The sequence below is a fragment of the Planosporangium flavigriseum genome, from assembly GCF_011947225.1.
Lineage (GTDB): Bacteria > Actinomycetota > Actinomycetes > Mycobacteriales > Micromonosporaceae > Planosporangium > Planosporangium flavigriseum.
This window is the reverse complement of the sequence record NZ_JAATVW010000012.1, coordinates 13284-40006: the sequence shown is the minus strand read 5'-3', so window position 1 is coordinate 40006 and position 26723 is coordinate 13284. Positions and strand designations below refer to the sequence as shown.

Here is a 26723-nt window from a genome sequence, read left to right as displayed (position 1 = left end):
GACCCGTCCGCTGCCGGCTTACACCGCTGTGCCGTCGACGGCAGCCGACATCGCCCTGACTTCAGCCCCAGCCCAAGCAATCGGGGTCGACATCCCGTCCACCCCACGCACCGGCTCCGACCAGGGCGGCTGAGGTTTTCGGCAAGAGCAGCGCTGGAGGTACCACCATGCGAACCGTGACGCTACGGTCGCCGGTGATCCATTCCCATTAGTCTGCCGAAGTCGTCAGCGTCGGACGGCAGTCGAGAACATCGTTGAAGCACCTCGGCCCTCGATGATGTGCGCGAACGCCTCGAACTCTTTGACCTCCTTGTCGTAGTCTTCGATACCTGGCTCCACGAGTAGATGTGCCAGATCCGCTCGCATTGCGGCTGCATCCTCGGCCTCGCCGGCCGCATCCAGAACTCTGAGGAGGAGCTGCAGGCTTCCGCGCAGGTAGTAAAAGTTTCCCTGGTATTCGTGGGCATATTTGCCGTAGGCGGATGCCGAGATGATGGCGCAGGACTTCGCCTTCTCGAACTCACCCTCGCGCAACAGCAACTCCGCCGCCAATCCATTGAGGTAGCCGACCGAGTCAAGCCTGTTGGTCTCGACAGTCTGTCCCACCTCGAAACCCACGGAGCTGGCGGCCTCGGTGATCGCCTCCCGTGCCCAGTCGACGTCCCCGACCTCCATCAGGTGATGGGCCAGCTCAGAGAGAGCCCGCTCGAGCCGGGGCCTTGCGCGCTCGCCGCCCTGACGCAACTCGGATCGCAGAAGGGCTATGGCCTCGGTGCTATAGGCGATTGCTTCGGCCGGCTTCCCTGCGGAGCAAAGGGAGTCCGCCAGATTCGTCAAGGCTATGGCGAGGTCTTCCCTTTCCTTCGGATCCTCCACGGCGAGCTCGCGCCACAGCTCGGTAGCCCTCATAGCGGACCGCAGAGATTGGTCGTGCAGTCGCAGACTTCGGAAGAACTGTCCCGCGTGGCTGAGCGCAACCGCAAGGCTGCGCCGATCGTGGAAGTTGCCGAACTTGGCACTGAGTACCGAGAAGATCTCGACGGCCTCCAGCGTCGCGGCTTGTGCCCGTCCCCAACGGCTGAGGTGACCTAGGCTCGTCCCGAGTTCGTTGAGCAGGCGTCCGAGCTCCGCGAAGTCCGCAGCCCGCTCGTCCACGAGCAGCTCGTCCGGTACCTTGTCGATGCCGCCACCAGCACGCCTGCGGCCACGGGTGATCGCCAGGCCGAAAACCTCCGCCCGGACCTCGGCGAGCCTCTCCGAATCAGACGGAATGCTCGCTGCGACCTGCTGGGCGATTCTCGACAACGCGATATTTGACTTGTCAGAGGCCGACAAGGCTCCGACGAGCAAGCTATGGTCCTCAGTTTCCGCGTTGCTGATCTCCGCTTCTAGGAGCTGCGGCAGATGCCTCGCCAAGGCTGCCGTCAACGCGGCCCGGGAGTTCCTTCCGCTCTGCGCCGAAAGGCTCAGCAGGTGGAACATTCTCGCCCGAGGCGCATCGGTAAGGGCATCACGGACGTCGAGCAGGCGGAGGACGAGCGAGTCGAGGTCGTTCAGTGTTTCGAGCAGGTGCTCAACGACAAGATCCGGCCCGACGGGACGAATCACCCCGTCCTCGGAGCCGAACATGTCCGCAAGCCACTCCACAGCCTTGAGGACGTCCGGTTGCGAACAGATCTCCGGCATCCTCTCCAGCAGCACCTTAGCCTCGGCTCGCGTGGGGCTGAAGAGAGAGGCCATAGCCACGAGTCGGCCCGCTTGGGCGGAATGGAGATGACCCAGCTTGTGAGCCTCCAGGGCTGCCTCCCACCGCGTGACCTCGCGATCGAGCAAGCCCTGCAGCAGCGCTTCCCGCGTGGCCGGACTACGCCCTAGCGGTTCCGCACCCCCGGGTTCGAGTCCCGTTCCCCTAAGTGCGAGGAGTACCGAGATGTGAATCAGGAGCGGGCTGGTCGAGTCTCCGGTCCGGATCTCGCTCGCCGGGATCGGCTCCACCCCGAGCTTCCGGGACAGTGAGCTCATAGCCAGTTCCAGGTGCCGACTCACCGATTCCGGGCTGATCGAGCTTTCGCGGAGTACGACATGCTTGTCGAGAAGATGCTGAGCACGTCGACGCGTCACCCGGTTGACGGTCTCCCACCAGGCTCCCAATCTTCGTTCGACGAGAAGGAGCCGGACCGGCTTTCCCGACGAGTTCGCCGCGAGCCGTTCAATGAGCCCGGCTAGCCGCTCACCGAATCGGCTCGCATAGTCAATGATGATGAGCAAGGGGTGCTCGGACGAGACCTCATGCCAGCTCTGAACATTGTCGATGTTGAGGTAGCCCGCGTCCCAGCCGACCTGCCGCATGCGATCCGCCAACTCGGCTGCGAGCCTGCTCTTGCCCATCCCGCCACTGCCGCTGATGGCGCCGATGCTAAACCGCTCGGACGAGGTGGCCCACTTCGTCAGGTCATCCAGCCACCCCCCGTCATCGATGAAGTCGACAACCGCGTAGCGAGGGTCGAGCAGCCAAGAAGCTGGATGGCGGTCCGGCAGCGTCCCGTACGGCGGGTGGATCACGGAACCGGACTTGGTCACGGAGCGAATTGCAGGATCACCCACGAACTCGCGGAACCGAGAGTCCTTGAGGAGAGTGCTCGTCGGCACCACTTTCAGGCGGTTGTTCGGGTAGCCCGCAGGCACCGACTCGACAATCCCGAGCAGATGGGATTCGGGCGACGAGAACACCGCGCCTCCCGAGATACCCGCCCAAGGGGAAACCGACCCGATGCGGTCGCGCGGACCCCCTGCGGACTGGATGACAATCCGGCCGTTCTTGTAGCCCGCCCCGGGCACCGTCTGGCCGCAGAAGGTGTCGGTGTCACGAACTCCGCTGGAGCGCGCCTGGACGGCCGGGAAGCCGGTGACCCGGCAAGAGATCTGCTCGTAGGTTCCGACGCTTCCCCAGCGCAGCGAAGAATCCACCGTTTCGGACGGGAGGGGCCGCCGGGTGCGCAGCAGTGCCGCGTCCACATCCCCTGTGCCACGCCAGATCACGTCAGCATCGACCCACTCGGCACTCCCGAGAGTCCGTACCGACGCTGCATGACCGTCCGCCACCACATGAGATGCGGTCAAGACCAGATCCTGCCCGAGTACGTGCCCGGTGCCGGATGCTCCGCCGTAGACCTCAGCCACAGAATTGATTCGCATCTGCGGTTCCGCTCCCTCACTCGGGCCGAACGGGGACGGGGTCCGCTACGTAGACGTCAGCATGAGGATCCGACAAAGTCATCGGCTTCAGCATCAACTTGACCTTGTGGGTCGCTGCCTTGGCATGGTCGGCACCGGCCTTGAGCGTCAGGACGCCGAACAACGTCCCGCCACCTTCGCCCTTCACCGTGTTGGTCACCACGACCTGCATCTCGACCTCGATGGCTTCGACCGCGAACCGGAGATCTTCGCCGGTAGCGTTGTCGACGGCTGCCATCAACTCGTTGCGCAACTCGCCGATCGCATCCGCGAGCGGCAGATAGTCAGGCTCCACTTACGCTCCTTGGCCCGGCATCCCAACGCTCCCACCCTCTCACAGCGCCGGAACCTCGAGCAGAAGCCAGCCGCCGAGGTCTGCACACAGGCGGACGCGAAGCGTCCAAGACGGCGCCTCCAGCGCGGCGGTGTCGGAGATGTCCAACAGCCGTCTGTGGGCGTCAGACACTGAGTGCAGCACAGCACCTGGGGAGCAGATGGGGAGCACGCGGCCGACCCGAACCGCGCTGAACTGCTCCGAACGGCGTCAAGCTGCGGCGAACGAATACCGCTGACCTGCGCCGGCTCGTGTTCACCCTGGTCAAGGCGGTGCGGCGTCCACGTTCACACCGAAAAGGTCACTGGCTCGATCCCAGTATCGCCCACCAGCATTTATGCAGGCCAAGGCCCCGGTTCGGAAATTCCGACCGGGGCCTTTGCCGATCTCCCGTCGGGATCATGAGTCGCCCAGCCGAATCCCGACGACGAATGCCGGCGTTCGGGTCGTGAAGGCCACCTGGCTCGGCGGGCCGAGCGGCTCAAGGACGAAGACGAGGACGAGCGACGCTCTCATCGCCACCGGCCCGAGGAAGAGCAGCTTCAGCCGCTCGCCGCCAGTCCCGACGTCGGATCCGGCTGTCAACGGTTCCGGCGATGCCGCCTCCCGAGAACATGACGATCAGGATGAAGACGATTCCGAGGAGGAAGTGCGGTTGGGACAGCGGAACGCGCAGGAATGCGGGTAGCGAGTCGACAGCGTCCGACTGAGCCAGGGCAGTGAGTCGCTGATCCAGCAGCGTGTAGACGAAGCCGCCGACGATCGCCCCCCACCGGTATCCCACGCCGCCCAGTACCACCATCACCAGGATCGTGACGGTGAGGTCGTAGTTGACGGCCTTCGGTCCCACACCGGACTGAAGCAGGAGGTACACCATGCCCGCGGCCGCGGCCATCAGGCCGGCGATCGCGAACACGATCAGTTTCGTCGTAAAGGGGCGTAAGCCGAGCACGCGGAGCCGCAATTCGTTCTCGCGGGTGGCTGCGGCGACGTGACCGAGCCGACTCTTGTCGACCCACAGCGCCACAAGGTACACAAGCACGAGCACGACGAGGGCCAGCCAGTAGAGATTCTTCGTGTTGAGTATGCCGACGAATGCGGCGGGCACGTTCATCGTATTCACCGTGATGCCGTCCTCGCCGCCGGTCAGGGACGACGACCGGCTCACGAAGAGCGAGCCGGTCTGCGCGAACGCGAGGGTGACCATCGCGAACGCGATCCCGACGGTGCGCAGCGCGACGGCGCCAGACAGCAGAGCCAATGCCAGCCCGCCGACCAGGCCGACCCCGGTGGATACCCAGAACGGGAGGCCGGTGCGACTGAGCAGGATCCCGAGTCCGTAGGCGCCGGCGCCGAAGTAGAGGGCGTGCCCGAACGAGAGCAGACCGGACGTTCCGAGCAAGAGGTTGTACGAGAGCGCCATCGCGGCGTAGACCATGCACAACGAGAGGAGCGCGAGCGATCCCGGCTGATATGTGGGTCCGGGTAGCACGCCCGGGATCACGATGTTGAGCATCGGGAGCAGCGCCATGACGATGACGAGCACGGCGCCGATGATGAACGGCCCCGACTTGCGCAGGACATCGAACGAGAGCTTCATGGCGATCACGCACGCTTTCCGAAGAGGCCGGACGGCCGGAGGAGCAGCACGATCGGGAGCAGCACGATCGCGATGAAGTCTCCGGTGCCCCAGAGGTAGGTGTTCGCGAACTGCTGCAGCACGGCCACGATGACGGATGCCACCGCCGTCCCGACGAGGGATTCGGTGCCCCCGATGATGATGACGATGAATGCGAAGATCAGGAGGCTCGACCCGATCTCAGGCGTGACGCCGGTCATGTAGTGCATCGCCAGGACGCCACCGAGGCCGGCGGCCGCCCCACCGATCGAAAAGACCAGCGTAAAGGCCCGTCGCACATCGATTCCGAGCGCAGTTACCATCGCGCGGTTCTCGACGCCCGCTCGGATGATCTTGCCGTACCGCGTCTTGCGCAGGAACAGGCTGAGTCCTCCCAGAACGAGAACCGCGGCAACGATGAGCACCCAGAAGATGTTGGCAATGTGCGCGCCGGCGACGACGGTTACCTCGTCGAGCCAGGCCGGTCCTTTGACGCTGTGCAGATCCTGGCCCCAGATGCCGTCGAAGAGCGCGATGGCGGCGAACGACAGGCCGACCGTCACGAGCACCTGTTCGATGTGTCGCTGATAGAGCGGCCGGATCAGCACGAGTTCGGTGAATGCGGCGAACGCAGCGCCGACGACGGCGCCCACGACGAGCGACAGTAGGAATGACCACCAGCTCGCGGCATCTGTGTGTTCTGCAACCTCCCACCCGATGAGGGCCCCAAGGGCGATGAAGGCTCCATGCGCGAAGTTGAGCACGTTCATCAGCCCATAGATGAGACTCAACCCCGAGGCGACCAGGAAGTAGAGAGCGCCAACTCCCAGTCCCGTGATCAAAACCAGCACGACACTGCTCATGCGTGCTGTCCCCCTTCCGCGCCTTCGCCAGCGTTTCGAGCGGGCGCGATACCGCCATGCGCCGAATCGCCGACGTGCACACCCAGCAGACGTCGGACGAGATCGGCGTCGTCCAGCGTTGCAGCTGCATCGCCGACGTGGGCGACGCGCCCGCCCACGATGACGACCACGCGATCAGCGAGGCGACGCACCACCTCGAGGTTCTGCTCAACGAGCAGAATCGGAACCGTCTTCGAGGCCGCGGCAAGCGCATCGGCCACCTCGTTCACGATCTTCGGCGCCAACCCCTTCGTCGGCTCATCGACGAGAAGCAGTTGATTGTCATTGAGCAGCGCCCGCGCGACCGACACCATCTGCTGCTGCCCGCCGGACAGCGTGCCGGCTTGCTGGTCCCGGCGCTGGACGAGGTCCGGGAAGAGCCGGGCTACGAACTCTCGGTGGGGGTTCTTCTGCCGCTCCGCGAGTTCCAGATTCTCCGCCACCGAGAGCTTCGAGAACACCTCGCGCTCCTCAGGCACGTAGCCGATCCCCTTCTGGACGATGCGATACGTCTGCATGGTGTCGATGCGCTCGCCGGCGAACTTCACGATGCCGCGCCGCTGGATCAGTCCGAGGATGCCGCGAAGCGTCGACGTCTTACCGACGCCGTTGCGGCCTAGCAGGGCGGTCACGCCGCTTCGAGGGACGGTGAAGGAGACGTCCTCGACCACTTGCTGCCCGGCGATGGATGCGCTCAAGTGCTCCACCTCGAGGATGGGGGTGGCCGCGCTCATGCCGATGTCCCGAGATAGGCGCTCTGAACGAGGGGATTGTTCATGATGTTCTGCGGTGTATCGAAGGCGAGGACGGTGCCGGAGTACATCACGGCGACTTTGTCGACGAGGCCCATGAGGACGTCGATGTGGTGTTCGACCATGAGTAGCGTCGACTGCTGCTCGGCGTGCATCGAGCGGATGTTCTCGGTGAGCGCGGCGACCTCCCCTGAAGCGACGCCGGCCATCGGCTCGTCGAGGAGCACGACGCGAGCGTCGGTGACCATGAGGACGGCGATCTCCAGCTTGCGCTTGTCGCCGTGCGACACCTCACCTGCAAACGCATCCTGCTGGTGGATGAGCCCGACCTTCTCGATCGTCTCTGCTGCCAGTCGGGATGCGGCGTCGGAGCGGCGCGGGAATCGCAGGAGGGAATAGTTCCCGCCGAGCGACACCTGCGCAGCGAGCCGGACGTTCTCAAAGATCGTCAGCTTCGGGAAGATGCTTGAGGTCTGGAACGTCCGCCCGAGTCCCATGCGAGCTCGTTTCGAAACATCGAGTCTGGTGACGTCCCTCCCGTCCATCAGAATGCGTCCGGATGTGGGCCGGACGACGCCGGAGATCGCGTTGAACAACGTGGTCTTGCCGGCGCCGTTCGGCCCGATGACCCCGACTCGGGCACCTGGCATGATGTCGAGCTCGACGTCCTTGAGGATCGTCGCCCCGCCGATCTGGAGGCCGAGCCCCTCGATCTTCAATGCGGAATGGGGGGTATTCATCACGGATTCGTTCCTTCAGATGCGGGAGGGGTGGCGCCTTGAGGTCAGCGGCTGGCTGCGGGCGTGGGCTTGACCTCGGGCTGCGCGATCTGGTCCCCGTCGAGCCGCTTCACCAGTTCGGCCTTGTAGGAGCCGCCGTTCGCGACCAACTTGGACTGGTACATGCCCTCGATGAGGCCGTGATCGGTCGCCCGAATGGTCACGGGTCCGCGCATGCCCTCGAACGAGTAGCCCTCGAGCGCGTTGATCATCTTGTCGACGTCAGTGCCGCCCTTTTCGATGGCGTGCACCAGCATCGCTGCGGCGTTGTAGCCGTCTGCAGTGTAGGTGTCGGGCTTGTGGCCGCTCTTCGCGATGTTTTTGTTGACGGCCTTGACCAGATCGCTGTCGTTAGCCCCGTCGAAGTACGGGGAGATCAGCAGCGGAATGTCGGAGGCGACCGGTCCGATCGCATCCCACGACCACGAGGCGTCGAGGAGCGATGCGACGGTCTTCTTTGCAAGGACGCCCTGCTGCTTGAGCGACTGCCACATGGCACCGGTCGTGCTGCCGGACCAGCTCACCCAGACGAGGTCCGCGCCGCTGTTGAGCACTTGCTGCGAGAAGGGCGTGTAATCGGTCACGGTCGACGGGACCAGCACCGACTCGGTGGTGGCGCCCTGGGTTTTGGCGTACCTCGTGAGCCCGGCGACCACGCTCTGGCCGTAGGCCGAATCGATGCTGTACGCGAGGACCTTCTTGCCGCGGAGGTCGCCCGCTGCCGCTCCCATCGCGTTCACGATCTGCCCCGCCGAGGTGGCTGCCCGGAATGTGTACTTGTTGATCCCGGTGATCGCGTCGCTCGAAGCGCCGCCTGTGATGTAGAGGAAGTGGTTCTGCGCCGCGAGCTGTGCCGTGGGCAGCGCGACCGCGGAGACGCCGGTGCCGATGATCACGGTGGCGCCGCCGCCGACCAGCGTCTTCACTGTCGACACACCCTTGTCCGGGTCGCTTGCGTCGTCGTTGTAGGTGACGTTGATCTTGATGCCCTTGACCGTGTCGGTGCCGTTCGTCAGATAGTCGAGGCCGGCCTTGAAACCGTCCTTAACCATCGGGCCGTTCGCGCCCCACGATCCGGTCTCGCTTGTGACGAACCCGACCTTGAGAGTCGCGCCGTCTTTCGCCCCGGATTCGCCCGAGCTCTGCGGCGCGCACGCCGCGAGCGCTAGCGCGCCCATCGCCATGATGGCGCTGACGAGGAGTGGCTTCTTGCGTTTCATGTTCGTCGTTGCCTTTCTGGGTGTTCGCCGGTGAATCACGGCTCAAGAGCCTCGTACTTCTCGGCGTTCGGTGATTGCGGTTCGTTGGACAGGGAGGGAACGGGGCTGTCGGCGGACTGAGTCCGATGAGGTCACCGGTCTTCGGCGGAGTGCACGATTCGTCCGTCGCGCCAGACCTCACGCACCGCGACGCTGCGCAGCTGCTCGATGGGGACAGCCGTCACGTCCGCCTCGAGGACAACGATGTCGGCTCGCTTCCCGGGGGTGATCGAGCCGAAGTCCGAATCGCTGTTGAGGCTCCGGGCTGCCTCCAAAGTAACCATCTCGAGCGCCTGTCGGCCGGTGATGGCCTGGTCCGGATCGAGGACTCGTCCGGTGTGGCTCTCGCGGGAGAGCGCAGCCCATACTCCGAATAGCGGGTTGGTCTGCTCGGGTTCGGCGCCGAGATGCACGTCCGAGGAGGCGCCGAGGCGGACGCCGGCGTCGATGAGGCGTCTGTATGGGTGTCGATGCGTCAATACGTCGTCGCCGAGCAACTCCTCGACGTGCTCACCGAACGAGTAGAGGAACGCCGGCTGGGTCACTCCCTCAGCACTAGAGTCGAGGAACTGCTGAAGCGTGTCCGCCGAGGTCATCAGGTTGCCGAAGTGCTCAAGGCGCAGGAGCCCGGGAAGCCGTTCGCCCTGCCGGTCCTCGAATACGCGGAGCGCCGCCATGGCCATCTGCTGCGCGCGCTCGCCGTTGGTATGGATGATGAGCTGGACGTGATGCCGATGGCAGGTTTCCAGCAAGCCGAGCACGTCCTGCTCCTGAAGGTTCAGATCGCCATACGGTGCCTGGCCTGCCTCCGTGCGCAGGTAGGGGATGAGCACGGCCGCGTTCCGTGACGAGTAGCCGCCGTCGGCGAAGACCTTCACCCCCGCGACCTCGAAGTCGGTGATCGACTCGGCAGCGGCGAGCTCGGCATCGAGCTCATCAAGGCGGAACGCGCCAGGCGCCCAGAGATACTGGCGGACGCGAGTCCCGAGGCGACCGGACGCGGCGAGGGCGCGCAAGGCCGAGCCGCCTTCTCGCGTCTCTGAGATCTCGCCGATCGTCGTGACGCCACGGCGGGTGAACAGATCCCGCATCCCGACGGCGAGCGCGTTCGTCAGCGCGTCGCCGACCAGCTGCGGGATCGGGAGGAGCGCGTCGAGCTCGGCGATGAGACCGGTGAGGTCGCCATGCTCGTCACGCTCGATTACCGCCCGGCCCATCATCCCCTGCTGGTCCTCGTACTCCGCGATGCCAGCCATGCGGAGCGCGAGGGAGTTGAGGATCGAGACGTGCCCGCCGGCGCGGATTGCGATCGGATGCTCGGTCGACACCGCGTCGAGCTCAGCCCGGGTCGGATAGCGGCGGTCATCTAGTTTGCGGTTCCAGAATAGGTTCGCCTGGCCGAGCAGCCAGGTGCCGGCCGACTCGCGGGCCACGGCCTGCGCGAGCGCTTCCAGCACGTCAGCAATCGTTCGCATTCTGGGGAATCGCAGATCGAGGGTGGTCGCATTCGCAACGGCGGTTACCTCGAGGTGCACATGCGGGTCGACGAAGCCCGGGACGAGGTACCCGTGACCGTAGTCGTGGATTGCGGCCCCTTCGGCCGTTGCCCGGTCGATCGTGGCCTCGCCGCCGACCTCGACGATCCTGCCATCCCGGATCCAGACGGCGCGGGCCGAACGTCCGGGCGCGCCGATGTCGCTGACGGCACCGAGTAGAAGGTGGTTCACGAGTGGCTCTCCGGATCCTGGGCTGTCATTGACGGGGACGGGGCGAGGAGTCGGGCTCGGGTGTCGTCCGGCGCTCAGACGCCGGTTCTTACGGCCCGGTTCAAAACGAGGGCGGTGACATCGCCCAGAAGACCACCGCCCGGTCCCCCGCGGCCTCGGCGATGCGATGCGCTTCGTTGCTGTGGTAGGTGATCGAATCGAGGGGCCCGAGTCGATAGGTCTGCGAGCCGACCTGCAGATCCACCTCGCCTTGGATGACGAGGACGATCTCCTCGGAGTCCCCATGGCTGTAGGGCTCGACTCCCGTGGAGCCGTAGGCGTCGAATTCACCGAGGAACGCCTGCAGATGATCGAAGTGATGGCCGGTCAGCGCGCGCTTGTGGACATTGATGCCGAAGGTGAAGCCGACACTGTCGTGAAAGCGGATGACTGCCGGCTCACGTCGGTCGCCCTCCTGGAACAGCGCGCCGACCTGGAGGCCGAGGGCGGCCGAGATCTTCTGCAGCGTGCGTACGCTTCCGGAGTGGACTCCGCGTTCCAGCTGCGAGAGGAAGCTTTCGGCGACGTCCGCCTGAGCCGCGACCTCCTTGAGCGTGAGTCGCAGGGCGAGTCGCCGGCGGCGAAGGCGCGACCCGATCGACTTCTCTCCGCCGTCCGGTAACGCTGCTGTCGTCGCACTACTCGGCGAGTCTGTAAACATCGTAACCCTCCGTCAATTCGATCAGGCTACATGCAACTGCGGTATCTGCAACTACCAATTTGGTTTATGCCGCAGAAAACTTTGGTACTGAAATACATCCGAAATGTCCTTCGCACGACCTGGTTGTCCCCCATTTCTTTAGCCGATCCCTGGCGCGCGGTCGCGATCTTTGCCTGAAGCCTTAGTGAGCGCGGTGGCGATGTCGTAACCAATGATTTGCATGCGTAACCATCAACGCTGGCACGCCAGCCCGGTGCGTGCGGACGAGAGCCGTGTTGCTCAGCGCGCCGACGCAGGCCCATTCACCGTGTGAGCGCTGATCGCGACCCAAAGCCTCGCTCGCCCCTCGAATACGTCGATTTCAACGCCTAACCGTCCGGCGAGCGACTGCACCCGGTCACGGACCGTGTGCGGGTGGAGACCGGTCCTGCGTGCGGCACCGCCCTAGTGGGTCCGTTGCGTTGAGCGCCGGCATGATCGAGACACACTTGGGATGTGAAGTCGTCGATCCGTTCCCGCACTTGGCTGCCACCGCGATCGGCGTTCGCCGGGTTCCGGTTCCCGTCGGAGATGATCGTCGTCGCGGTCCGCTGGTACCTACGGTTCAATCTGTCCTACCGCGATGTGGAGGAACTGCTGGTCGAACGCGGCATCGAGGTCGACCACGTCACCGTCTACCGGTGGGTGCAACGATTCACGCCGCTGCTGGCCGACGTGGCCCGATACTGCCGCCACTCGCCCGGCGACAGGTGGTTCGTCGACGAGACCTACGTCAAGGTCAACGGTGTGTGGCGTTACGTATACCGGGCGATAGACCAGTACGGGCAGGTCATCGACGTGCTCGTCGCTGCCCGCCGGGACGCTGATGCGGCTCGGCGGTTCTTCCGGCGGGCGTTGTCGGCGTTGAAGGTCACGCCGACCGAGGTGGTCACCGACGCCGCTGCGGTCTATCCCGCGGTGCTCGACGAGCTCATCCCCGCCGCGTGGCATCACATCGAGCAGTACGCGAACAACCCGATCGAGGCTGATCACAGCAGGCTCAAACACCGGCTACGCCCGATGCGCGGCCTACGAACTGACCACACCGCGCAGACGGTCATCGCCGGACACGCCTTCCTGCAGAACCTTCGCCGCGGCCACTACGAACTCGGACTCGACGCTCCACCCGCCTTGCGGGTCGCCGCCGCATTCACCGAACTCGCACACGCAATCTGACCTTGGGCCAAACCGAGGTTCAACACGTCTGCGGATCAGACAATGCAACGGCGCCACCCTCCGGGTCTACCCGGCTCAACGATATCGACCAAGGTGAGCCGTGCGCGGCGGACGTACTGAGGGAACGTCTGACTTTGACGTGCAGGCGGTTCAGTACAGAGAGACGTCAACACGGAACGCGGCGAGTCCGGCCAGCACGGCACCGGGGTATCACCCACCGGGCTGGGTGATGCGCGAGCGGACCAGGATCATGGCCCGGCGCTTGGGTCGCAACTGACGCTCGGTCCACTAAGGCCGACAACTGTGCTCATGTGGATCTGAGTTGTCGCTGGCGTACCTGGAAGGTTGGGTTGGTGCCAGCCAGCCGCCGGCAAGTCGCGGTGGCAGGGCATCACCACCTTGTCGACGGTCCGGTCGAGTACGTCCAACGAGCCCGACAGGGCGAGTAGCCGATCGGCGGCGTCTCGGGTGTCGACCACCGCGACCTGGTCGGGGGCACGCAGGTGCGAGGCCGGACGGCACCCTTGTCATCGCCGCCGCCGACCATCCAGTCGCCCAGTTCGGGGTCTCGGCGCACCCGGCCGGCAGCGATCAGCGCGTGAGCACCTCACGCCAGTGCCGGCGCCGGTCCGTATCGCGGGTCAGTACGCAGTCGCCGCAGGTCCCGCCGCCAGGGATTCGGTAGTACAGGCAGCAGTTGCGGCGGACGAGGAACCGGCGTGGGTGAGCCGGGTCCGGGCGCACCAGCGCTCCGGTTCCGGCCAGTGGGGGGAGTTCGAGCATCCGGGCGACGACGGCGCCGGCGCGGTCGCCGGCCGCCGGGTACGCATCGGCGATCATGCCGGCCGCGCCGGCCAGCGCCGAGGCGACGTTGCCCCAAAGCACCTGCGGCGATAGGACGAAGCGGGTCCGGTACGCGGTCATGACGGGGGTCAGCAGGGCGCCGACCGCGACCTCCATGATCGTCGCGGCGAGAGCGCTGGTGTCGGTCGCGGCACGGCTCCGGTGTACGCCAGCGGCAGCGGGCCGCCGGACACCGGCCGCCACCACAGGTCGGCTGGTGCCACGATCGGGAACGTGCCCGTCATGGCCGCCGCGGCGAGCAGCGGCGACACGGCGCGGGCCGCATAGCCGAGGAACGTCACCGATGCCACCACCCGCTCGGGCAGCACGTCCTCGGACAGGCCGCCGCGTTGCGCCAGTGCGGTCCGCGCCGTACGCACCCGTTCGGCGACGACCTCCTCGTCGGCCAGCTCTCGCCACGGGCGCCAGCCCGCGCCGGACTCGGCAGGCTCCCACCGGAAGTAGGGCCCCAGCGTGGCGGCGCGGGCCAGTGCACCAGCCGCGTCGACGCCGCTCATCGCCGCCTCCCTCCGCTGCCTGCCGTCCGGTTGTTGTCGACGGTAACGTGCCGCCGCGCGGCTATTCGCGGTGACGGCGGTGACGCGACACGCCGGGCACACCATGTGGTGTTTCACCGGCGCGGTATCTCCCATATATGGTGTTGCCCGCAGCTGGTTCGGCCGTGCCGTACGGGATGGCCGAGGCAAGAGGGAACCCGGTGGGAGTCCGGGACTGCCCCGCAGCGGTGAGTGGGAGCGACCGCCGTCAACCAAGCACTGGGCCCGTACGGGCCTGGGAAGCGACGGCCAGTAGGCGACCGTGAGGTCACGCCCGCGAGTCCGAAGACCTGCCAGCGCGCCGCACGCCGCCCGGCGTGCGGCGGTCGAAGGCCGCGCGGGACGGCCGACGCCAGCCGACCTCGGCGCCTGTGTGCGCGGAGGACCGTGGTTTGGCGCCCGCGCGTGTCCGGAGGCTATGGACTCGCGAGGAGAGGGTCATGACGGTCACACCGGAGAAGACGAACGCGCCAGAGCAGCGCCGGCATGTGATGCAGGTCCGCAAACGCAACGGCGACCTCGAGCCCGTGGACGTCAACAAGATCGTCAAAGCGGTGGAGCGGTGGGTCGCCGACCTCGACGAGGTGGATCCGCTGCGCGTGGCGACCAAGACGATCAGCGGCCTGTACGACGGCGCGACCACCGCTGAGCTGGACCGGTTGTCGATCCAGACGGCGGCCGAACTGATCGGCGAGGAGCCGCAGTATTCGAAGCTCGCGGCGCGGCTGCTGGCCGCGTTCGTGGACAAGGAGGTGCGCGGGCAGGGCATCGCGAGCTTCAGCCAGTCCATCGCGTATGCCCATGATCAGGGACTGATCGGTGACGAGACCGCGGCGTTCGTCGCCGGCAACGCGCGCAAGCTCGACGACGCGGTCGACCCGGAAGGCGACCTGCGGTTCGAGTACTTCGGCCTGCGCACGGTGGCCGACCGCTACCTGCTGCGCCACCCGCAGAGCCGGCTGGTGGTGGAGACGCCGCAGTACTGGCTGTTGCGGGTTGCGTGTGGTCTGTCGGCCACTCCGGGCGAGGCGATCGGCTTCTATCGGCTGATGTCGTCGCTGGCCTATCTGCCCAGCTCGCCAACGCTGTTCAACTCCGGCACTCGGCACACCCAGCTGTCGTCGTGCTTTCTGGTCGACTCGCCGCGTGATGAGCTGGACTCGATCTATGAGCGCTACCAGCAGGTGGCGCGGCTGTCGAAGTTCGCGGGCGGCATCGGCATCTCGTGGTCGCGGGTGCGTGGCCGGGGCGCGCTGATCCGCGGCACGAACGGCCGGTCGAACGGCATCGTGCCGTTCCTGAAGACGCTGGACGCGAGCGTGGCCGCGGTCAACCAGGGCGGCCGGCGCAAGGGCGCCGCTTGCGTCTACCTCGAGCCGTGGCACCCGGACATCGAGGAGTTCCTGGAACTGCGCGACAACACCGGGGAGGACGCCCGTCGCACGCACAACCTCAACCTGGCCAACTGGATCCCGGACGAGTTCATGCGCCGCGTCGAGGCGGATGAGGACTGGTCGCTGGTCGACCCGTCCGACGCCCCCGGCCTGCCCGATCTGTGGGGTGAGGAGTTCGACGCCGCGTACCGGATCGCTGAGAAGAAGGCCGTCAAGACGGTCAAGGCCCGGGACCTGTACGGGCGGATGATGCGCACCCTGGCGCAGACCGGCAACGGCTGGATGACGTTCAAGGACACCTCGAACCGGCTGTCCAACCAGACCGGCGCGCCTGGCAACACGATCCACCTGTCGAACCTGTGCACCGAGATCCTGGAGGTCAACTCCGACGACGAGACCGCGGTGTGCAACCTCGGGTCGATCAACCTGGGCGCGCACGTCACCGCCGGCGGCATCGACTGGGTCAAGCTGCGCGAGACGGTACGCACGGCGGTCGTGTTCCTGGACCGGGTGATCGACATCAACTACTACCCGTCCGCACAGGCCGCGGCGTCGAACCCGCGCTGGCGGCCGGTCGGGCTCGGGTTGATGGGCCTGCAGGACGCGTTCTTCGCGCTGCGCCTGCCGTTCGACTCGGCCGAGGCCAGCGAACTGTCGGCCCGGGTCGCCGAGGAGATCTACCTGACCGCCCTGGAGACGTCGGCCGGCCTCGCCGAGAAGTTCGGCGCGCATCCGGCGTACCCGGAGACCCGCGCGGCCCGCGGGGATCTGCACCCGGACCTCTGGGGCTCGGAACCCACCCAGCACAAGCGGTGGACCGCGTTGCGGTCGCAGATCACCGCGCACGGGCTGCGCAACTCGCTGCTGGTCGCCATCGCACCGACCGCCACGATCGCCTCGATCGCCGGCTGCTACGAGTGCATCGAGCCGCAGGTGTCCAACCTGTTCAAACGCGAGACCCTGTCCGGTGAGTTCCTGCAAATCAACACCTATCTGGTACGCGAACTGAGGGCACGTGGGCTGTGGACCCCGCAGGTCCGCGAGCAGATCAAACGCGCCGAGGGTTCCGTGCAGGGGATCGCCGACCTGCCCGAAGACGTGCGGAAGCTGTTCCGCACCGCCTGGGAGCTGCCGCAGCGGGCGCTGATCGACCTGGCCGCGGCCCGCGCGCCCTACGTCGACCAGTCACAGTCGCTGAACCTGTTCATGAGCGCGCCGACCATCGGCAAGCTGTCATCGATGTACCTGCACGCCTGGAAGGCCGGGCTGAAGACCACCTACTACCTGCGCTCGCGTCCGGCGACGCGTATTCAGCAGGCCACCGTCGCGATCACCCCCGCAGCCCAGCCCGTCGTCGCGTCCGACGCCGAGGCGCTGGCCTGCTCCCTGGAAAACCCCGAGACCTGCGAGGCCTGCCAGTGACCACCATCCCCGCCCCCGGCACCACCAACGAACGGCACATGTTGCTCGACCCCGGCATGGACCTGACCCTGCGGCCGCTGCGCTACCCGCACTTCTTCGACCGCTTCAAGGACGCCATCAAGAACACCTGGACCGTCGAGGAGGTCGACCTGCACGCCGACCTCGCCGACCTGGCCAGGCTGTCCTCCGCCGAGCAGCACCTGGTCAGCCGCCTGGTCGCGTTCTTCGCCACCGGCGACACCATCGTCGCCAACAACCTGGTCCTCAACCTGTACCAGCACGTCAACTCCCCCGAAGGCCGGCTCTACCTGTCCCGGCAGCTGTTCGAGGAGGCCGTCCACGTCCAGTTCTATCTGAACCTGCTCGACACCTACGTCCCCGACGAGACGGAACGCTTCGAAGCCTTCGCCGCGGTCGAGAACATCCCCTCGATCGCCCGCAAGGCGGAGTTCTGCTTCAAGTGGATCGACTCGATCTTCGAGCTGCGGGAACTGAAGACCCGCGCGGACCGGCGGGCCTTCCTGCTCAACCTGATCTGCTTCGCCGCCTGCATCGAAGGGCTCTTCTTCTACGGCGCCTTCGCCTACGTCTACTTCCTGCGCTCACGCGGGCTGCTGCACGGCCTCGCCTCCGGCACCAACTGGGTGTTCCGCGACGAGTCGATGCACATGGCCTTCGCGTTCGACGTCGTCGACACCGTCCGCGCGGAGGAGCCCGAGCTGTTCGACGCCGAGATGGAACGCCAGGTCAAGGAGATGCTGGCCGAGGCGGTCGAATGCGAGGCCCAGTTCGCTGCCGACCTGCTCGAGCAGGGAGTCAGCGGCCTGTCCCTGGCCGACATGCGCGAGTACCTGCAGCACGTCGCCGACCGGCGGCTGGCCATGCTCGGCATCGAGCCGCTCTACGGCAGCCGCAACCCGTTCGCCTTCATGGAGTTGCAGGACGTCCAGGAGTTGTCCAACTTCTTCGAACGCCGGGTGTCCGCGTACCAAGTAGGGGTGACCGGCAACGTCTGCTTCGACGACGACTTCTGACCGGCTGGCCGGTGCCGCCGTCCGGGGCGAGACCGCATCGCCCCGGACGGGCGGCACGGCGTACACCGGCGCCTTCGCCGATCCGCCGTGGCGGTGATCGCCTCGGTCTGTGCAAGGCGGATCCGCGCGCCTGCCAATCGGCTAGGTCCGGGCCGGGGTGAGCTGGCTGCGTGGCCGGCTGATGCCGTGCAGCAGCAGCACGTCGGGGACGGGCGCGAGGCCGGGGCCGCCGGCGACGACCCACGCGATGAGTCGGTCGAGCGCGTAGTCGTCGACCAGCCCGAACCAGACCGGCCGGCCACCGCGGGCGCGGCCGGCCGGCGAGGGCCGGACCACGACCACGTCGGCGTGTTCACACGGGCCCAGGCACTCGCTGGTGCGTACCGACGCCGCGGCGGGATGCTCCGCGGCGAACCGCTCCAACCGGGCCAGTCGGGCGGCGTGGTCGACGTCGGGATGCTTGCCGGCGCTGCCGCAGCAGCAGCCCCGGCAGACCACGATCCCGGCCCGGAACTCGACGGCCGGGAGGGCATCAGCGGTCGGCGTCAAAGTGGTCGGATCGTCGACAGGTGGCATCACGGGCGCGGCTCCTTTCCCCATCGCTCGTGGGGTCGTTCGGGCACAAGGGCGTCGCGGCCGGTCTCCTGGCTCCCGGATCGCCGCACAACCCCACGCCTTCCCAGGCCGGTGACGGCCCAGTGACGCACGAACAGCAGGGTTGGCTCCCCGGTCACAGTGGCGAGGACCGCGCCGGACTCACACCGGCTTCCCGATCACCGCGACTCCTGCACTGTAGCGGTGGCCGGCGCGCCGCGCAGCCGGGGTGCCGCACCACCCGGCCGCGCGAACCGGTTACCGAGGCGGGGTCGCGGTCAGCCCGCACCGGCGTTGGATATGCCGGATGATCACCTGGAGGTCGGCGCAGTAGACCGAGGGGTTAGCGAAGCCGTTGCCGGCGGCGTACCGGTGGGGCAGGTACCCGCCGCCGCACACCCCCACCAGGTCGCAGCGCCGGCAGGTCGGACTCAGCGCGGCGACGCCCTGTTGCCGGTCGGCGATCTGCGGCGCGGTCAGCGCCCGGTCGAGGGTGTCGTCGATGACGGTCAGGCCGAGGTCGGGGGCGCCGGCGAAGGTGGTCTTGAGGGTGTCCACCCCCTGGAGGGCGCCGTTGGACTCGATGACGACCAGGGTCACCGGCGCCAGGCCCAGCGCCTCGGTGGACTTCGCCGCCCCCAGCGACAGGCCGATGACGTCGTCGAAGAACCGGATCGAGTGCCGGTACGCTGCGCCGGCGGCCCACGCCTCGAACACCGCGACCAGCCACTGCCCGTAGCCGGCGGTGTCGCCGGACGGGCGGGGTGGCGGGTTGTCCCAGTGCGCGTCGGGCAGGTTGAAATCGATCATCGGCGGGTCGAACGAGGCGAGGTGCTCGTAGACGGCGACCGGGTCGGCGGCGAGGTCGACCACGCACAACAGGCCGCCGTAACAGTCCGGGGCGTGCGCGCGCAGCAGCTCGATACCGGCGACGGTGGCCTGGTAGCTGGACCGGCCGGCGACATCGCGGCGGTGCCGGTCGTTGACCGCTGGTGGCCCGTCCAGGCTGATGCCGACCCGGATCCGGTGCCGACGCAGCACCGGCAGCCAGTGCGGGGTGAGCAGGCCGCCGTTGGACTGCATGGCGAAGTCGACCCGAATGGGGTCGGGGATCGTGCGGCGGATCAGCGTGCAGTACGCGTCGATGCGCTCACCGCCGGCCAGGGTCGGCTCGCCGCCGTGCAGGACCACCAGCACGTGCCCGACGCCGTGGGCGTCGGCGTGCTCGGCGATGCGCCGGGCGGCCGCCTGCGCCACCGGCAGCGGCATGAACCGGGGCTGGTGACGCCAGGACTGGTCGGCGTGGTGGTAGACGTAGCAGTAGTCACAGTCGAGATTGCAGCGGCTGGTCACCTTGAGGATGAAGGTGGTCAGCGCGACGGCCATCGTGACCGGCTACGGCGCGGTGCAGTGGTCCGGACGCGAGGTGTACGAACCGGTGGTGCTGCGCTCGGCCGCTAGGCGTCGCCGGGCACGGCGCACGGCCTCGGTGAGGACCACACTGTCGGAGGGGTTCGCGGGCTGGTCGAGCCGTCGGGTCATATCCATCGCAACGGCTACCTCACTTCCACATCGACACGGATACGGCGAGTGTAGGACCGGACACGTCCCGGTGTCGTCGTCGTTGCGTCTACCGACATTCGCCGCCAACATGGGCAGAAGTCTGCCGAGAACCGCCGCTGACCTCGGCGGCCACCTCGATGACGTGTGCGACGGTTGACGGTGCGCATCGACGACCGTACCGTCACCCTCAACCGTTGTGACGGCGCGGGAAGCCGGTGCGAATCCGGCGCGGTCGCGCCACTGTGGCCGGTCCGTCTTGAGAGGTGGACCGGGAGCCAGACCCTACGCCGTCACGTGCACCGCCAGTCGGGACGCGTGATCCCAAGGAGGTTCGTCATGGCCGAGGCCACCGCTCTACCCACCCCCGCCGCCACGCTGGTCCCAGCGCCGATTCCGCTGCGGCAGCTACTGCCCTGGGCGGTCTTCGGGCTGCTGCTGGCCGCTCTCGCGATCTACTTCGTCGGCGCCGAACAGGGCGCCACCTCCCTGATCGGCGGGCACTGGGTGCACGAGTTCACCCACGACGGCCGGCACCTGCTCGGCTTCCCCTGCCACTGACGGCTGGCGACACACCGCCATGAGCGCACGTAGCCTGCTGGTGCGCGGCATGCTCGTCGGCCTGGCCGCCGGGGTGCTCGCCTACCTGTTCGCCACCGTCTTCGGCGAGCCTCCGGTCGACGCCGCGATCGCGTTCGAGGACGCGCACACCACATCCGGCGACCACGACCCCGAACTGGTCAGCCGCACCATCCAGTCCACGATCGGCCTGGCCACCGCCGTCGTGGTCTACGGTGCCGCGCTCGGGGGCCTCTTCGCCCTCGCCTTGGCCGTCGCCTACGGCCGGCTCGGCCGGCTGCCGGCCCGCCCGACCGCGCTGCTGGTCGCCGCGGCCGGCTTCGTCGCCGTCGAACTGGCGCCGTTCCTGACCTACCCGCCCAACCCGCCCGCCGTCGGCAACCCGGAGACCATCGGCCGGCGTACCGCCCTGCACTTCACCCTGATCGCCATCACCGTCGCCGCCGCGGTCGGCGCGACCCTGCTCGGCCGCAACCTGGCCGCGCGGCTGGGCACCTGGAACGCCGTGCTCGTCGCCGCCGGCGCGTTCGTGGCGGTCGTCGCGGCCGCCGCCGCACTGCTGCCCGCGGTCAACGAGGTACCCGCCGACTTCCCCGCCACCGTGCTGTGGCGCTTCCGGCTCGCCTCGCTGGGCACCCAGCTGGTGCTGTGGACCACCCTCGGGCTGCTGTTCGGCGCGCTCACCGACCGCAGCCAACGCCGCGCCCGCACCACGCAACCCACCGTGGCCTGACACCGGTAGCGAGCACCGCCGAGTCCTACGTCACAACTGGCCGCTGGTCGCCGTGGTTGCTGCGGGACGTTGGGCCTGCATATTCTCTCGGTGCCGTGGTGCTCGGGAAGCCGGTGGAATGCCGGCGCGGCCCTCGCCACTGTGATCGGGAAAGTCTCTGGCCCTCGTCGTATTCGAGGTCACTGGGCGTCCGCCTGGGAAGGCCGGCCGGAGACGCGACAACCCCGTCAGCCAGGAGACCGGCCACGGCGTGCAGTACGCACGTCCTTGCCACGAGGTGCTGGAAGGCGGACCCGATGTCCCACTCTGTCCTGCGCGGGATGCCCAGCTGGGCGTGTCCCGGCGCGACCTCCTGCCTCCTCCCGGTACCGGACGGCGTGCCGCCGTTCCCCGGTCGGCCCGTCCGACCGTTCACCCCCGCATCCGGCCGCCGGCCGGGCGGGCCATCCCGGGAGTTCCCATCGTGCTGAAACTTCGCACCCGCGCGGCTGTCACCGCGAGCGTCCTCATCCTGGCCGTCAGCGCCTGCGGCGGCCCGACCACCGGTGAGGTGAGTGACGCGCCCGCCGCACAGCAGACGCTGCGATTCCTCACTATCAACATGCCCCGCTCGCTCGACCCGATCCACATCGACGCGCAGCGGATCCTGGAGAACGGCCTCGCCGAGTCCCTGGTGATCCAGCGCGACGACGGCACCCTCGCGCCCGGCCTGGCCACGGCGTGGAAAGCGGTCGAGCCGACGGTGTGGGAGTTCGAACTACGCCCCGGCGTGACGTTCTGGAGCGGCGCCCCATCCGACGGGACGGCCATCGCCGCGTCCCTCGACCGGCACAAGGCCAAGAACACCCGGGCCAAGTCGGTGCTGGCGGACATGACGTTCAGCGCCCCGACGCCGACGACGCTGCGGGTCACCACGACCAAGCCCGACCCGAGCGTGCCGTTCCGGCTCACCACGTACGGCATCCACAACGCGGCCGAGGCCGACCGGCGCGGCGCGGCATTCAACAGCGACCCGGACCTGACCGGCTTCCTCAAGCCGACGAAGTTCGTGCCCGGCGAGACCCTCGTCGCGGAGGCCAACCCGTCCTACTGGAACAAACCCGCCGCGGGCAAGCCCGGGATCACGAAGATCGAGGCGCGGCTCGGCACCGACCCGCAGGCCAGGATGCTGGCGCTGCGCAGCGGCGACGCCGAGGCCGAGTTCAACGTGGAGATCGACCAGCGGCTGCAGTACGAAAAGAACAAGGACAAATTCACCGTCCACTCACCCGCACCGACGACCCGCAACATCTGGCTGAACATGGCCAAGGTGCCCGCGCTGCGCGACATCAACGTGCGCAAGGCGCTCGACCTGGCCGCCGACCGCAAGGGACTCATCGACGGGCTGAACCACGGCTTCGCCAAGCCGGCCACCGGGCACTTCCCGGCCGGGCTGCCCTACGCCATCGACGCCGGGACCACCACCGACCAGGCGGCCGCGGCGAAGCTGCTCGACGACGCGGGCTGGGTGGTCGGCGCGGACGGTGTCCGGACCAAGGACGGGCAGCGGCTGCAGTTCAAGATCCTGACGTACACGGTGTTCCAGCCCCTGGCGATCGCGTTGCAGAGCCAGTGGAAGAAGATCGGCGTCTCCACCGAACTCACCCCGGTCGAGACCACCGCGTCGAACAAGATGATGCTCGACGGCGACTTCGAGATCGCCACCTACTGCTCGTGCGGCTCCGCCACCGGCGACATCCCCGGCCAGCTGCGCTCGTTCTACCGCTCCGGCGTCGTGTCCAACTACGGCGGCTACACCAACCCCCAGGTCGACACGCTCATCGACCAGCTGGGCACCGAGTTCGACCAGCAGAAGCAGCACGAGCTCGCCAAGCAGGTACAGCAACTCGTGCACGACGACGTGGCCCTGATCTACCTGTACGCGTCGACGCAGTGGGGCGCCGCGTACACGAACAAGGTCCGCGGGGTGGACTCGAACCTGTCCCGGCGGATCCTGCCCACCATGTGGGTCACCGGCTGATGCTTCGGTACGTGCTGGTCCGGCTCGCGACCACCGTACCGGTGCTGTGGGGCATCAGTGTCGTCGTGTTCTCCCTCGTCCGGTTCATCCCGGGCGACCCGAGCCACGCCATCCTGCTGTCCATGGTCGACCCCGGCGCCGACCTCAGCAGCCTGGAGCAGGACCTCGCGAGGCTCCGGGCCGATCTCGGGCTGGACCGGCCGTACCTCACGCAGTACGCCGACTGGCTCGGCAACGTGCTGGCGGGCAACCTGGGCACCTCGTTGCGCAGCGGCGATCCGGTGACCGACGAGCTGTGGCGGCGCCTGCCCGCGACCCTGGAACTGGCCGGGGCCGCGCTGGTCGTGATGGTGGTGGTGGCCGTGCCGACGGGGATCGTCGGCGCGGCCCGGCACGGCGCGGCCGCGGACCGGCTGGCGCGGATGCTGGCCCTGGTCGGGGTGTCGGTGCCGGGGTTCCTGCTGGGCCTGCTGCTCATGTACGGCTTCTCGGTACACCTCGGATGGCTGCCCACCTCTGGCCACGGCACCCCGGCACACCTGGTGCTGCCGGCGGTCACACTCGGGCTCGGGCTGGCGGCGGGCACGTCGCGACTGTTGCGGGCCGGTCTGCTCGACGCGCTGTCGCAGCCGTACATGGTGACCGCCGAGGCAAAGGGGCTGCCGTGGCGGCAGATGCTGCTGCGGCACGCCCTGCGCAACGCGCTGCTGCCGGTCCTCACCAACACGGGCCTCATCGTCGGTGGACTGTTCGGCGGGGCGGTGATCGTGGAGACCGTGTTCTCATGGCCGGGCATCGGCCGGTACATCGTGGACGCGATCACCGGCCGCGACTACCCGGTCATCCAGGCGTTCGTCCTGGCCATGTCCCTGATGTACGGCCTGGTCAACCTCGTCGTGGACATCGGCTACCGGTTCGCCGACCCGCGCGTACGGGTGGAAGGGGCCGAGGCGTGAGTCGCACCGCCGCACGGTTGCGGGCTCTGCCACGCACCGACAAGCTCGCCGGGGCCGCCCTGGTGTTCCTGCTGCTCGTCGTCGTGGTCAGCGTCGCCGCGCCGTGGCTCGCGCCCGGCGACCCCACGGCCGTCGACTACCTGCAGGCCGCACTGCCGCCGTCGGCCGAGCACTGGCTCGGCACCGACGCGTTCGGCCGCGACCTGCTCACCCGAGTCGTGCACGGCGGCCGGGCGTCCCTGGCCACCGCGGCCGTCGCGGTCGCGCTGGTCATCGTCGTGGGCGCGACCGTCGGAGCCATTTCCGGGTACGTCGGGGGCTTGCTCGACCTGGCCGTGACCCGGGTCCTCGACGTGCTGCTGGCATTTCCCCGGCTCGTCCTCGCGATCGCGATCGCGGCGCTGCTGGAGGGCGGCGTGGTCGGTGTGGTCCTGGCCGTCTCGGTGGTGTCGTGGCCGGGGTACGCCCGCCTCGTCCGCGGGTACGCCCTGCAGCTCCGCGACGAGGGGTACGTGCAGGCGGCCAGGGTCGCCGGGACACCGTGGTGGCGGATCCTGCGCACGCACATCGCCGGGTCCATCGCCGGGCCGGTGCTCGTCCTCGCCGTGGTCGACTTCGGAGAGGTGGTGCTCGCCGTCGCGGGGCTGTCGTTCCTCGGTCTCGGGGTCCGCCCGCCGCAGCCGGAGTGGGGTGCGATGCTCAACGAGGCCCGGCCCTACCTCGAGGACTCGCCGTGGATGTTCCTCGCCCCGGGTCTGGCCGTCGTCCTCGTCGTCCTCGCCGTCAACTACCTGGGCGACGCGGTCCGTGACGCCCTCGAACCGCGCCGCCCCCGCCTGCCGCAACGCACCCGGCGGCGCGGCGGCGCATCGACGACCGAGCTGGCCGCCGCGCTCGCCGCGCACCCCGGTCCCGACCTCGTCACGCTCGACCGGGTCAGCGTCGCGGCCGGCGAGCAGGCGGTCCTCACCGACGTGTCGCTGCGGATCGCCGCCGGGGAGGCTGTCGGGCTCGTCGGCGAGAGCGGCTCCGGCAAATCCACCCTGGCCGGCGCGCTGCTCGGGCTACTCCGGCCGCCGCTGCGGATCACCGGCGGCACGGTCACCCTCTACGGGCAGGACACCACCGGGTGGGACACCCACGACTGGCGCCTCGTCCGCGGCCAGCACGTCGGGCTCGTCTCCCAGGACCCGCTCACCGCCCTCAACCCGGTCCTCACCATCGGTACGCAGCTCGTCGAAACGGTCCGCGCCCACCATCGGGTGTCGCGAGCCGCGGCCAGGCAACGTGCCCGCGCCGCCCTCGACCTGGTCCGGCTCCCGCAGCACTGCCTTGACCGCTATCCGCACCAGCTGAGCGGCGGGATGCGGCAGCGGGTCGCCATCGCGATCGCCCTGATCAACGAGCCACGGCTGCTCATCTGCGACGAACCCACCACCGCCCTCGACGTCACCACCCAGGCCCGCATCCTCGAGGAGTTGACCCGACTGCGCGCCGAACTCGGCGTCGGGCTGCTCTTCGTCTCGCACGACCTGCGGCTGATGTCGCAGGTCGTCGAGCGGGTCGTCGTGCTGCACGAGGGCCACGTCGTCGAGGACGCCCCCGCATCGAGGTTGTTCACCGCCCCGGAGCACCCGTATACGCGGACGCTGCTCGCGGCGATTCCAGGTAACGAACTGGAGGTTCGCCGTGCTGCGGGTTGACGGGCTGGGCAAGAGGTACGGCCGCACCCCGGTGCTGTCGGACGTGGCGTTCACCGTGGGCGACGGGGAGGCGGTCGGACTGGTCGGCTCGTCCGGTGCGGGCAAGACCACAATCGCCCGTTGCGTGGTCGGTCAGGAACGACCCCGTGCCGGCTCGATCACGTACGACGGCGTTCCGGTCGGGCGGTCGCGGCGGCACGTGCAGATGGTGTTCCAGGATCCGCGGTCCAGCCTCAACCCGCGCTGGACCGTCCGTCGCTCGCTGCGCGAACCGGCCCGCAACTTCGGGCTGCCCGCGCCCGGCGCCGACCTCGTCACCCAGGTCGGCCTCGACCCGGCCCTGCTTGACCGGTACCCGCACGAGCTCTCCACCGGGCAGTGCCAGCGGATCTGCATCGCCCGGGCGCTGGTCACCGGGCCACGGCTGCTCGTGCTCGACGAACCGCTCTCCGCCCTCGACCTGCCGCTCCAGGCGCAGATCCTCGACCTGCTCGACGAACTGCGCCGCGAACGAGGCCTGAGCTACCTGTTCGTGTCGCACGACATCATGGTCGTGGCGGCGCTGTGCGACCGCGTCGTCGTCCTCCAGAACGGTCGTGTGGTCGAAGAGGCCGCCGCCACCGACCTGCTCACCCGCCCGCAGCACCCGCACACCCGCGAACTGGTCGCCGACACCCCCCGGTTGAGGTACGCATGAGCGAGCGCAGCGAGGCGGCGGCATGAGCGACCTCGGCGAACGGTTCAGGGTGGTGATCGGCGGCGACGGTATCCCCGCCGCCGACTTCCTCGCCGACGGGAAACATCACCG

Annotated in this window: 23 protein-coding genes, 1 pseudogene and 4 riboswitches; of the genes and pseudogenes, 9 read left to right on the top strand and 15 right to left on the bottom strand. The window is 68.1% G+C overall.

Annotated elements, in window-relative coordinates:
* Window positions 1-225: 225 nt before the first annotated feature.
* From HC028_RS17185 to HC028_RS28745, 10 genes and pseudogenes are all read right to left on the bottom strand, one after another.
* On the bottom strand, window positions 226-3180 hold the full coding sequence (locus tag HC028_RS17185) for a tetratricopeptide repeat-containing S1 family peptidase (protein WP_168078364.1): 2955 nt from the start codon (window positions 3178-3180) through the stop codon (window positions 226-228).
* 31 nt (window positions 3181-3211) lie between these two features.
* The gene (locus HC028_RS17180) at window positions 3212-3529 is read right to left on the bottom strand and encodes a trypco2 family protein (RefSeq protein WP_168078363.1); all 318 of its coding nucleotides are present in this window, start codon (window positions 3527-3529) and stop codon (window positions 3212-3214) included.
* Between the two features lie 520 nt (window positions 3530-4049).
* A complete protein-coding gene (locus HC028_RS17175; RefSeq protein ID WP_168078362.1) occupies window positions 4050-5168 on the bottom strand; it encodes a branched-chain amino acid ABC transporter permease in 1119 nt (372 codons plus the stop codon).
* A gap of 5 nt (window positions 5169-5173) precedes the next feature.
* A complete protein-coding gene (locus HC028_RS17170) occupies window positions 5174-6049 on the bottom strand; it encodes a branched-chain amino acid ABC transporter permease (RefSeq protein ID WP_168078361.1) in 876 nt (291 codons plus the stop codon).
* The gene (locus tag HC028_RS17165; protein ID WP_168078360.1) at window positions 6046-6822 is read right to left on the bottom strand and encodes an ABC transporter ATP-binding protein; all 777 of its coding nucleotides are present in this window, start codon (window positions 6820-6822) and stop codon (window positions 6046-6048) included. The genes HC028_RS17170 and HC028_RS17165 overlap by 4 nt, the downstream gene beginning before the upstream one ends.
* Window positions 6819-7580, bottom strand: a complete 762-nt coding sequence (locus tag HC028_RS17160; protein ID WP_168078359.1) for an ABC transporter ATP-binding protein — start codon at window positions 7578-7580, stop codon at window positions 6819-6821. Before HC028_RS17160 ends, HC028_RS17165 begins: the two co-directional genes overlap by 4 nt.
* Window positions 7581-7624: 44 nt before the next feature.
* On the bottom strand, window positions 7625-8839 hold the full coding sequence (locus HC028_RS17155) for an ABC transporter substrate-binding protein (RefSeq protein ID WP_168078358.1): 1215 nt from the start codon (window positions 8837-8839) through the stop codon (window positions 7625-7627).
* A 131-nt stretch (window positions 8840-8970) separates the two neighbouring features.
* The gene (locus HC028_RS17150; RefSeq protein WP_275408261.1) at window positions 8971-10605 is read right to left on the bottom strand and encodes an amidohydrolase; all 1635 of its coding nucleotides are present in this window, start codon (window positions 10603-10605) and stop codon (window positions 8971-8973) included.
* Between the two features lie 100 nt (window positions 10606-10705).
* Window positions 10706-11305 carry a helix-turn-helix domain-containing protein gene (locus tag HC028_RS17145; RefSeq protein ID WP_168078356.1) on the bottom strand — a complete coding sequence of 200 codons (600 nt, stop codon included), beginning with the start codon at window positions 11303-11305 and terminating at the stop codon, window positions 10706-10708.
* A 279-nt stretch (window positions 11306-11584) separates the two neighbouring features.
* A pseudogene (locus tag HC028_RS28745) lies at window positions 11585-11731 on the bottom strand (helix-turn-helix domain-containing protein); the annotation flags it as partial.
* Between the two features lie 99 nt (window positions 11732-11830).
* Here HC028_RS28745 and HC028_RS17135 point away from each other — a divergent pair.
* Complete coding sequence (locus HC028_RS17135) at window positions 11831-12520, top strand: IS6 family transposase (protein WP_168078471.1); 690 nt, start codon at window positions 11831-11833, stop codon at window positions 12518-12520.
* A gap of 591 nt (window positions 12521-13111) precedes the next feature.
* Here HC028_RS17135 and HC028_RS17130 read toward each other — a convergent pair.
* Both HC028_RS17130 and HC028_RS17125 read right to left on the bottom strand, forming a co-directional pair.
* Entirely contained in the window at window positions 13112-13480 is a 369-nt protein-coding gene (locus HC028_RS17130) for a (2Fe-2S)-binding protein (protein WP_168078355.1), read from the bottom strand.
* On the bottom strand, window positions 13453-13881 hold the full coding sequence (locus HC028_RS17125) for a hypothetical protein (protein WP_168078354.1): 429 nt from the start codon (window positions 13879-13881) through the stop codon (window positions 13453-13455). The genes HC028_RS17130 and HC028_RS17125 overlap by 28 nt, the downstream gene beginning before the upstream one ends.
* 137 nt (window positions 13882-14018) lie before the next feature.
* A riboswitch (cobalamin riboswitch) is annotated at window positions 14019-14232 on the top strand.
* Between the two features lie 128 nt (window positions 14233-14360).
* Here HC028_RS17125 and HC028_RS17120 point away from each other — a divergent pair.
* Both HC028_RS17120 and HC028_RS17115 read left to right on the top strand, forming a co-directional pair.
* Window positions 14361-16736 carry a ribonucleoside-diphosphate reductase subunit alpha gene (locus tag HC028_RS17120; RefSeq protein ID WP_203981593.1) on the top strand — a complete coding sequence of 792 codons (2376 nt, stop codon included), beginning with the start codon at window positions 14361-14363 and terminating at the stop codon, window positions 16734-16736.
* Window positions 16737-16774: 38 nt separating this feature from the next.
* Entirely contained in the window at window positions 16775-17770 is a 996-nt protein-coding gene (locus tag HC028_RS17115; protein ID WP_168078470.1) for a ribonucleotide-diphosphate reductase subunit beta, read from the top strand.
* A 141-nt stretch (window positions 17771-17911) separates the two neighbouring features.
* Here HC028_RS17115 and HC028_RS17110 read toward each other — a convergent pair whose 3' ends face one another.
* The 3 genes from HC028_RS17110 to HC028_RS17100 form a co-directional block, all read right to left on the bottom strand.
* Window positions 17912-18346, bottom strand: a complete 435-nt coding sequence (locus HC028_RS17110) for a (2Fe-2S) ferredoxin domain-containing protein (RefSeq protein WP_240940217.1) — start codon at window positions 18344-18346, stop codon at window positions 17912-17914.
* Window positions 18347-18387: 41 nt separating this feature from the next.
* Window positions 18388-18566: riboswitch (cobalamin riboswitch) on the bottom strand.
* Between the two features lie 56 nt (window positions 18567-18622).
* Window positions 18623-19750 carry an FxsB family cyclophane-forming radical SAM/SPASM peptide maturase gene (locus tag HC028_RS17105; protein ID WP_168078352.1) on the bottom strand — a complete coding sequence of 376 codons (1128 nt, stop codon included), beginning with the start codon at window positions 19748-19750 and terminating at the stop codon, window positions 18623-18625.
* 9 nt (window positions 19751-19759) lie between these two features.
* A complete protein-coding gene (locus tag HC028_RS17100; RefSeq protein ID WP_168078351.1) occupies window positions 19760-19912 on the bottom strand; it encodes a hypothetical protein in 153 nt (50 codons plus the stop codon).
* Between the two features lie 222 nt (window positions 19913-20134).
* Window positions 20135-20242, top strand: a riboswitch (cobalamin riboswitch).
* A gap of 21 nt (window positions 20243-20263) precedes the next feature.
* On the opposite strand from HC028_RS17100, the gene HC028_RS17095 reads away from it, so the two are divergent.
* The 6 genes from HC028_RS17095 (at window position 20264) to HC028_RS17070 (ending at window position 26612) form a co-directional block, all read left to right on the top strand.
* A complete protein-coding gene (locus HC028_RS17095) occupies window positions 20264-20485 on the top strand; it encodes a CbtB domain-containing protein (RefSeq protein ID WP_168078350.1) in 222 nt (73 codons plus the stop codon).
* A gap of 19 nt (window positions 20486-20504) precedes the next feature.
* A complete protein-coding gene (locus HC028_RS17090; protein WP_168078349.1) occupies window positions 20505-21236 on the top strand; it encodes a CbtA family protein in 732 nt (243 codons plus the stop codon).
* 79 nt (window positions 21237-21315) lie between these two features.
* Window positions 21316-21498, top strand: a riboswitch (cobalamin riboswitch).
* Between the two features lie 201 nt (window positions 21499-21699).
* Window positions 21700-23256 (top strand): ABC transporter substrate-binding protein, encoded by a 1557-nt coding sequence (locus tag HC028_RS17085; RefSeq protein ID WP_168078348.1) that lies wholly within the window; start codon window positions 21700-21702, stop codon window positions 23254-23256.
* Window positions 23256-24212: a nickel ABC transporter permease gene (gene nikB, locus HC028_RS17080; protein WP_168078347.1), complete on the top strand. Its 957-nt coding sequence runs from the start codon at window positions 23256-23258 to the stop codon at window positions 24210-24212. Before HC028_RS17085 ends, nikB begins: the two co-directional genes overlap by 1 nt.
* Window positions 24209-25915: a dipeptide/oligopeptide/nickel ABC transporter permease/ATP-binding protein gene (locus HC028_RS17075; RefSeq protein ID WP_168078346.1), complete on the top strand. Its 1707-nt coding sequence runs from the start codon at window positions 24209-24211 to the stop codon at window positions 25913-25915. Before nikB ends, HC028_RS17075 begins: the two co-directional genes overlap by 4 nt.
* Complete coding sequence (locus HC028_RS17070; protein WP_168078345.1) at window positions 25902-26612, top strand: ABC transporter ATP-binding protein; 711 nt, start codon at window positions 25902-25904, stop codon at window positions 26610-26612. The genes HC028_RS17075 and HC028_RS17070 overlap by 14 nt, the downstream gene beginning before the upstream one ends.
* The last annotated feature ends 111 nt before the right edge of the window (window positions 26613-26723 follow it).

What these genes read in the sequence shown, in the direction of transcription:
- HC028_RS17155 (WP_168078358.1), bottom strand. Translation starts at nt 8,839, where the DNA reads ATGAAACGCAAGAAGCCACTCCTCGTCAGCGCCATCATGGCGATGGGC.
- HC028_RS17095 (WP_168078350.1), top strand. Translation starts at nt 20,264, where the DNA reads ATGGCCGAGGCCACCGCTCTACCCACCCCCGCCGCCACGCTGGTCCCA.
- HC028_RS17105 (WP_168078352.1), bottom strand. Translation starts at nt 19,750, where the DNA reads ATGGCCGTCGCGCTGACCACCTTCATCCTCAAGGTGACCAGCCGCTGC.
- HC028_RS17125 (WP_168078354.1), bottom strand. Translation starts at nt 13,881, where the DNA reads ATGAGCGGCGTCGACGCGGCTGGTGCACTGGCCCGCGCCGCCACGCTG.
- HC028_RS17165 (WP_168078360.1), bottom strand. Translation starts at nt 6,822, where the DNA reads ATGAGCGCGGCCACCCCCATCCTCGAGGTGGAGCACTTGAGCGCATCC.
- HC028_RS17110 (WP_240940217.1), bottom strand. Translation starts at nt 18,346, where the DNA reads ATGCCACCTGTCGACGATCCGACCACTTTGACGCCGACCGCTGATGCC.
- HC028_RS17120 (WP_203981593.1), top strand. Translation starts at nt 14,361, where the DNA reads ATGACGGTCACACCGGAGAAGACGAACGCGCCAGAGCAGCGCCGGCAT.
- HC028_RS17170 (WP_168078361.1), bottom strand. Translation starts at nt 6,049, where the DNA reads ATGAGCAGTGTCGTGCTGGTTTTGATCACGGGACTGGGAGTTGGCGCT.
- HC028_RS17145 (WP_168078356.1), bottom strand. Translation starts at nt 11,305, where the DNA reads ATGTTTACAGACTCGCCGAGTAGTGCGACGACAGCAGCGTTACCGGAC.
- HC028_RS17175 (WP_168078362.1), bottom strand. Translation starts at nt 5,168, where the DNA reads ATGAAGCTCTCGTTCGATGTCCTGCGCAAGTCGGGGCCGTTCATCATC.
- HC028_RS17160 (WP_168078359.1), bottom strand. Translation starts at nt 7,580, where the DNA reads ATGAATACCCCCCATTCCGCATTGAAGATCGAGGGGCTCGGCCTCCAG.
- HC028_RS17100 (WP_168078351.1), bottom strand. Translation starts at nt 19,912, where the DNA reads ATGGATATGACCCGACGGCTCGACCAGCCCGCGAACCCCTCCGACAGT.
- HC028_RS17090 (WP_168078349.1), top strand. Translation starts at nt 20,505, where the DNA reads ATGAGCGCACGTAGCCTGCTGGTGCGCGGCATGCTCGTCGGCCTGGCC.
- HC028_RS17115 (WP_168078470.1), top strand. Translation starts at nt 16,775, where the DNA reads ATGTTGCTCGACCCCGGCATGGACCTGACCCTGCGGCCGCTGCGCTAC.
- HC028_RS17130 (WP_168078355.1), bottom strand. Translation starts at nt 13,480, where the DNA reads ATGGAGGTCGCGGTCGGCGCCCTGCTGACCCCCGTCATGACCGCGTAC.
- nikB (WP_168078347.1), top strand. Translation starts at nt 23,256, where the DNA reads ATGCTTCGGTACGTGCTGGTCCGGCTCGCGACCACCGTACCGGTGCTG.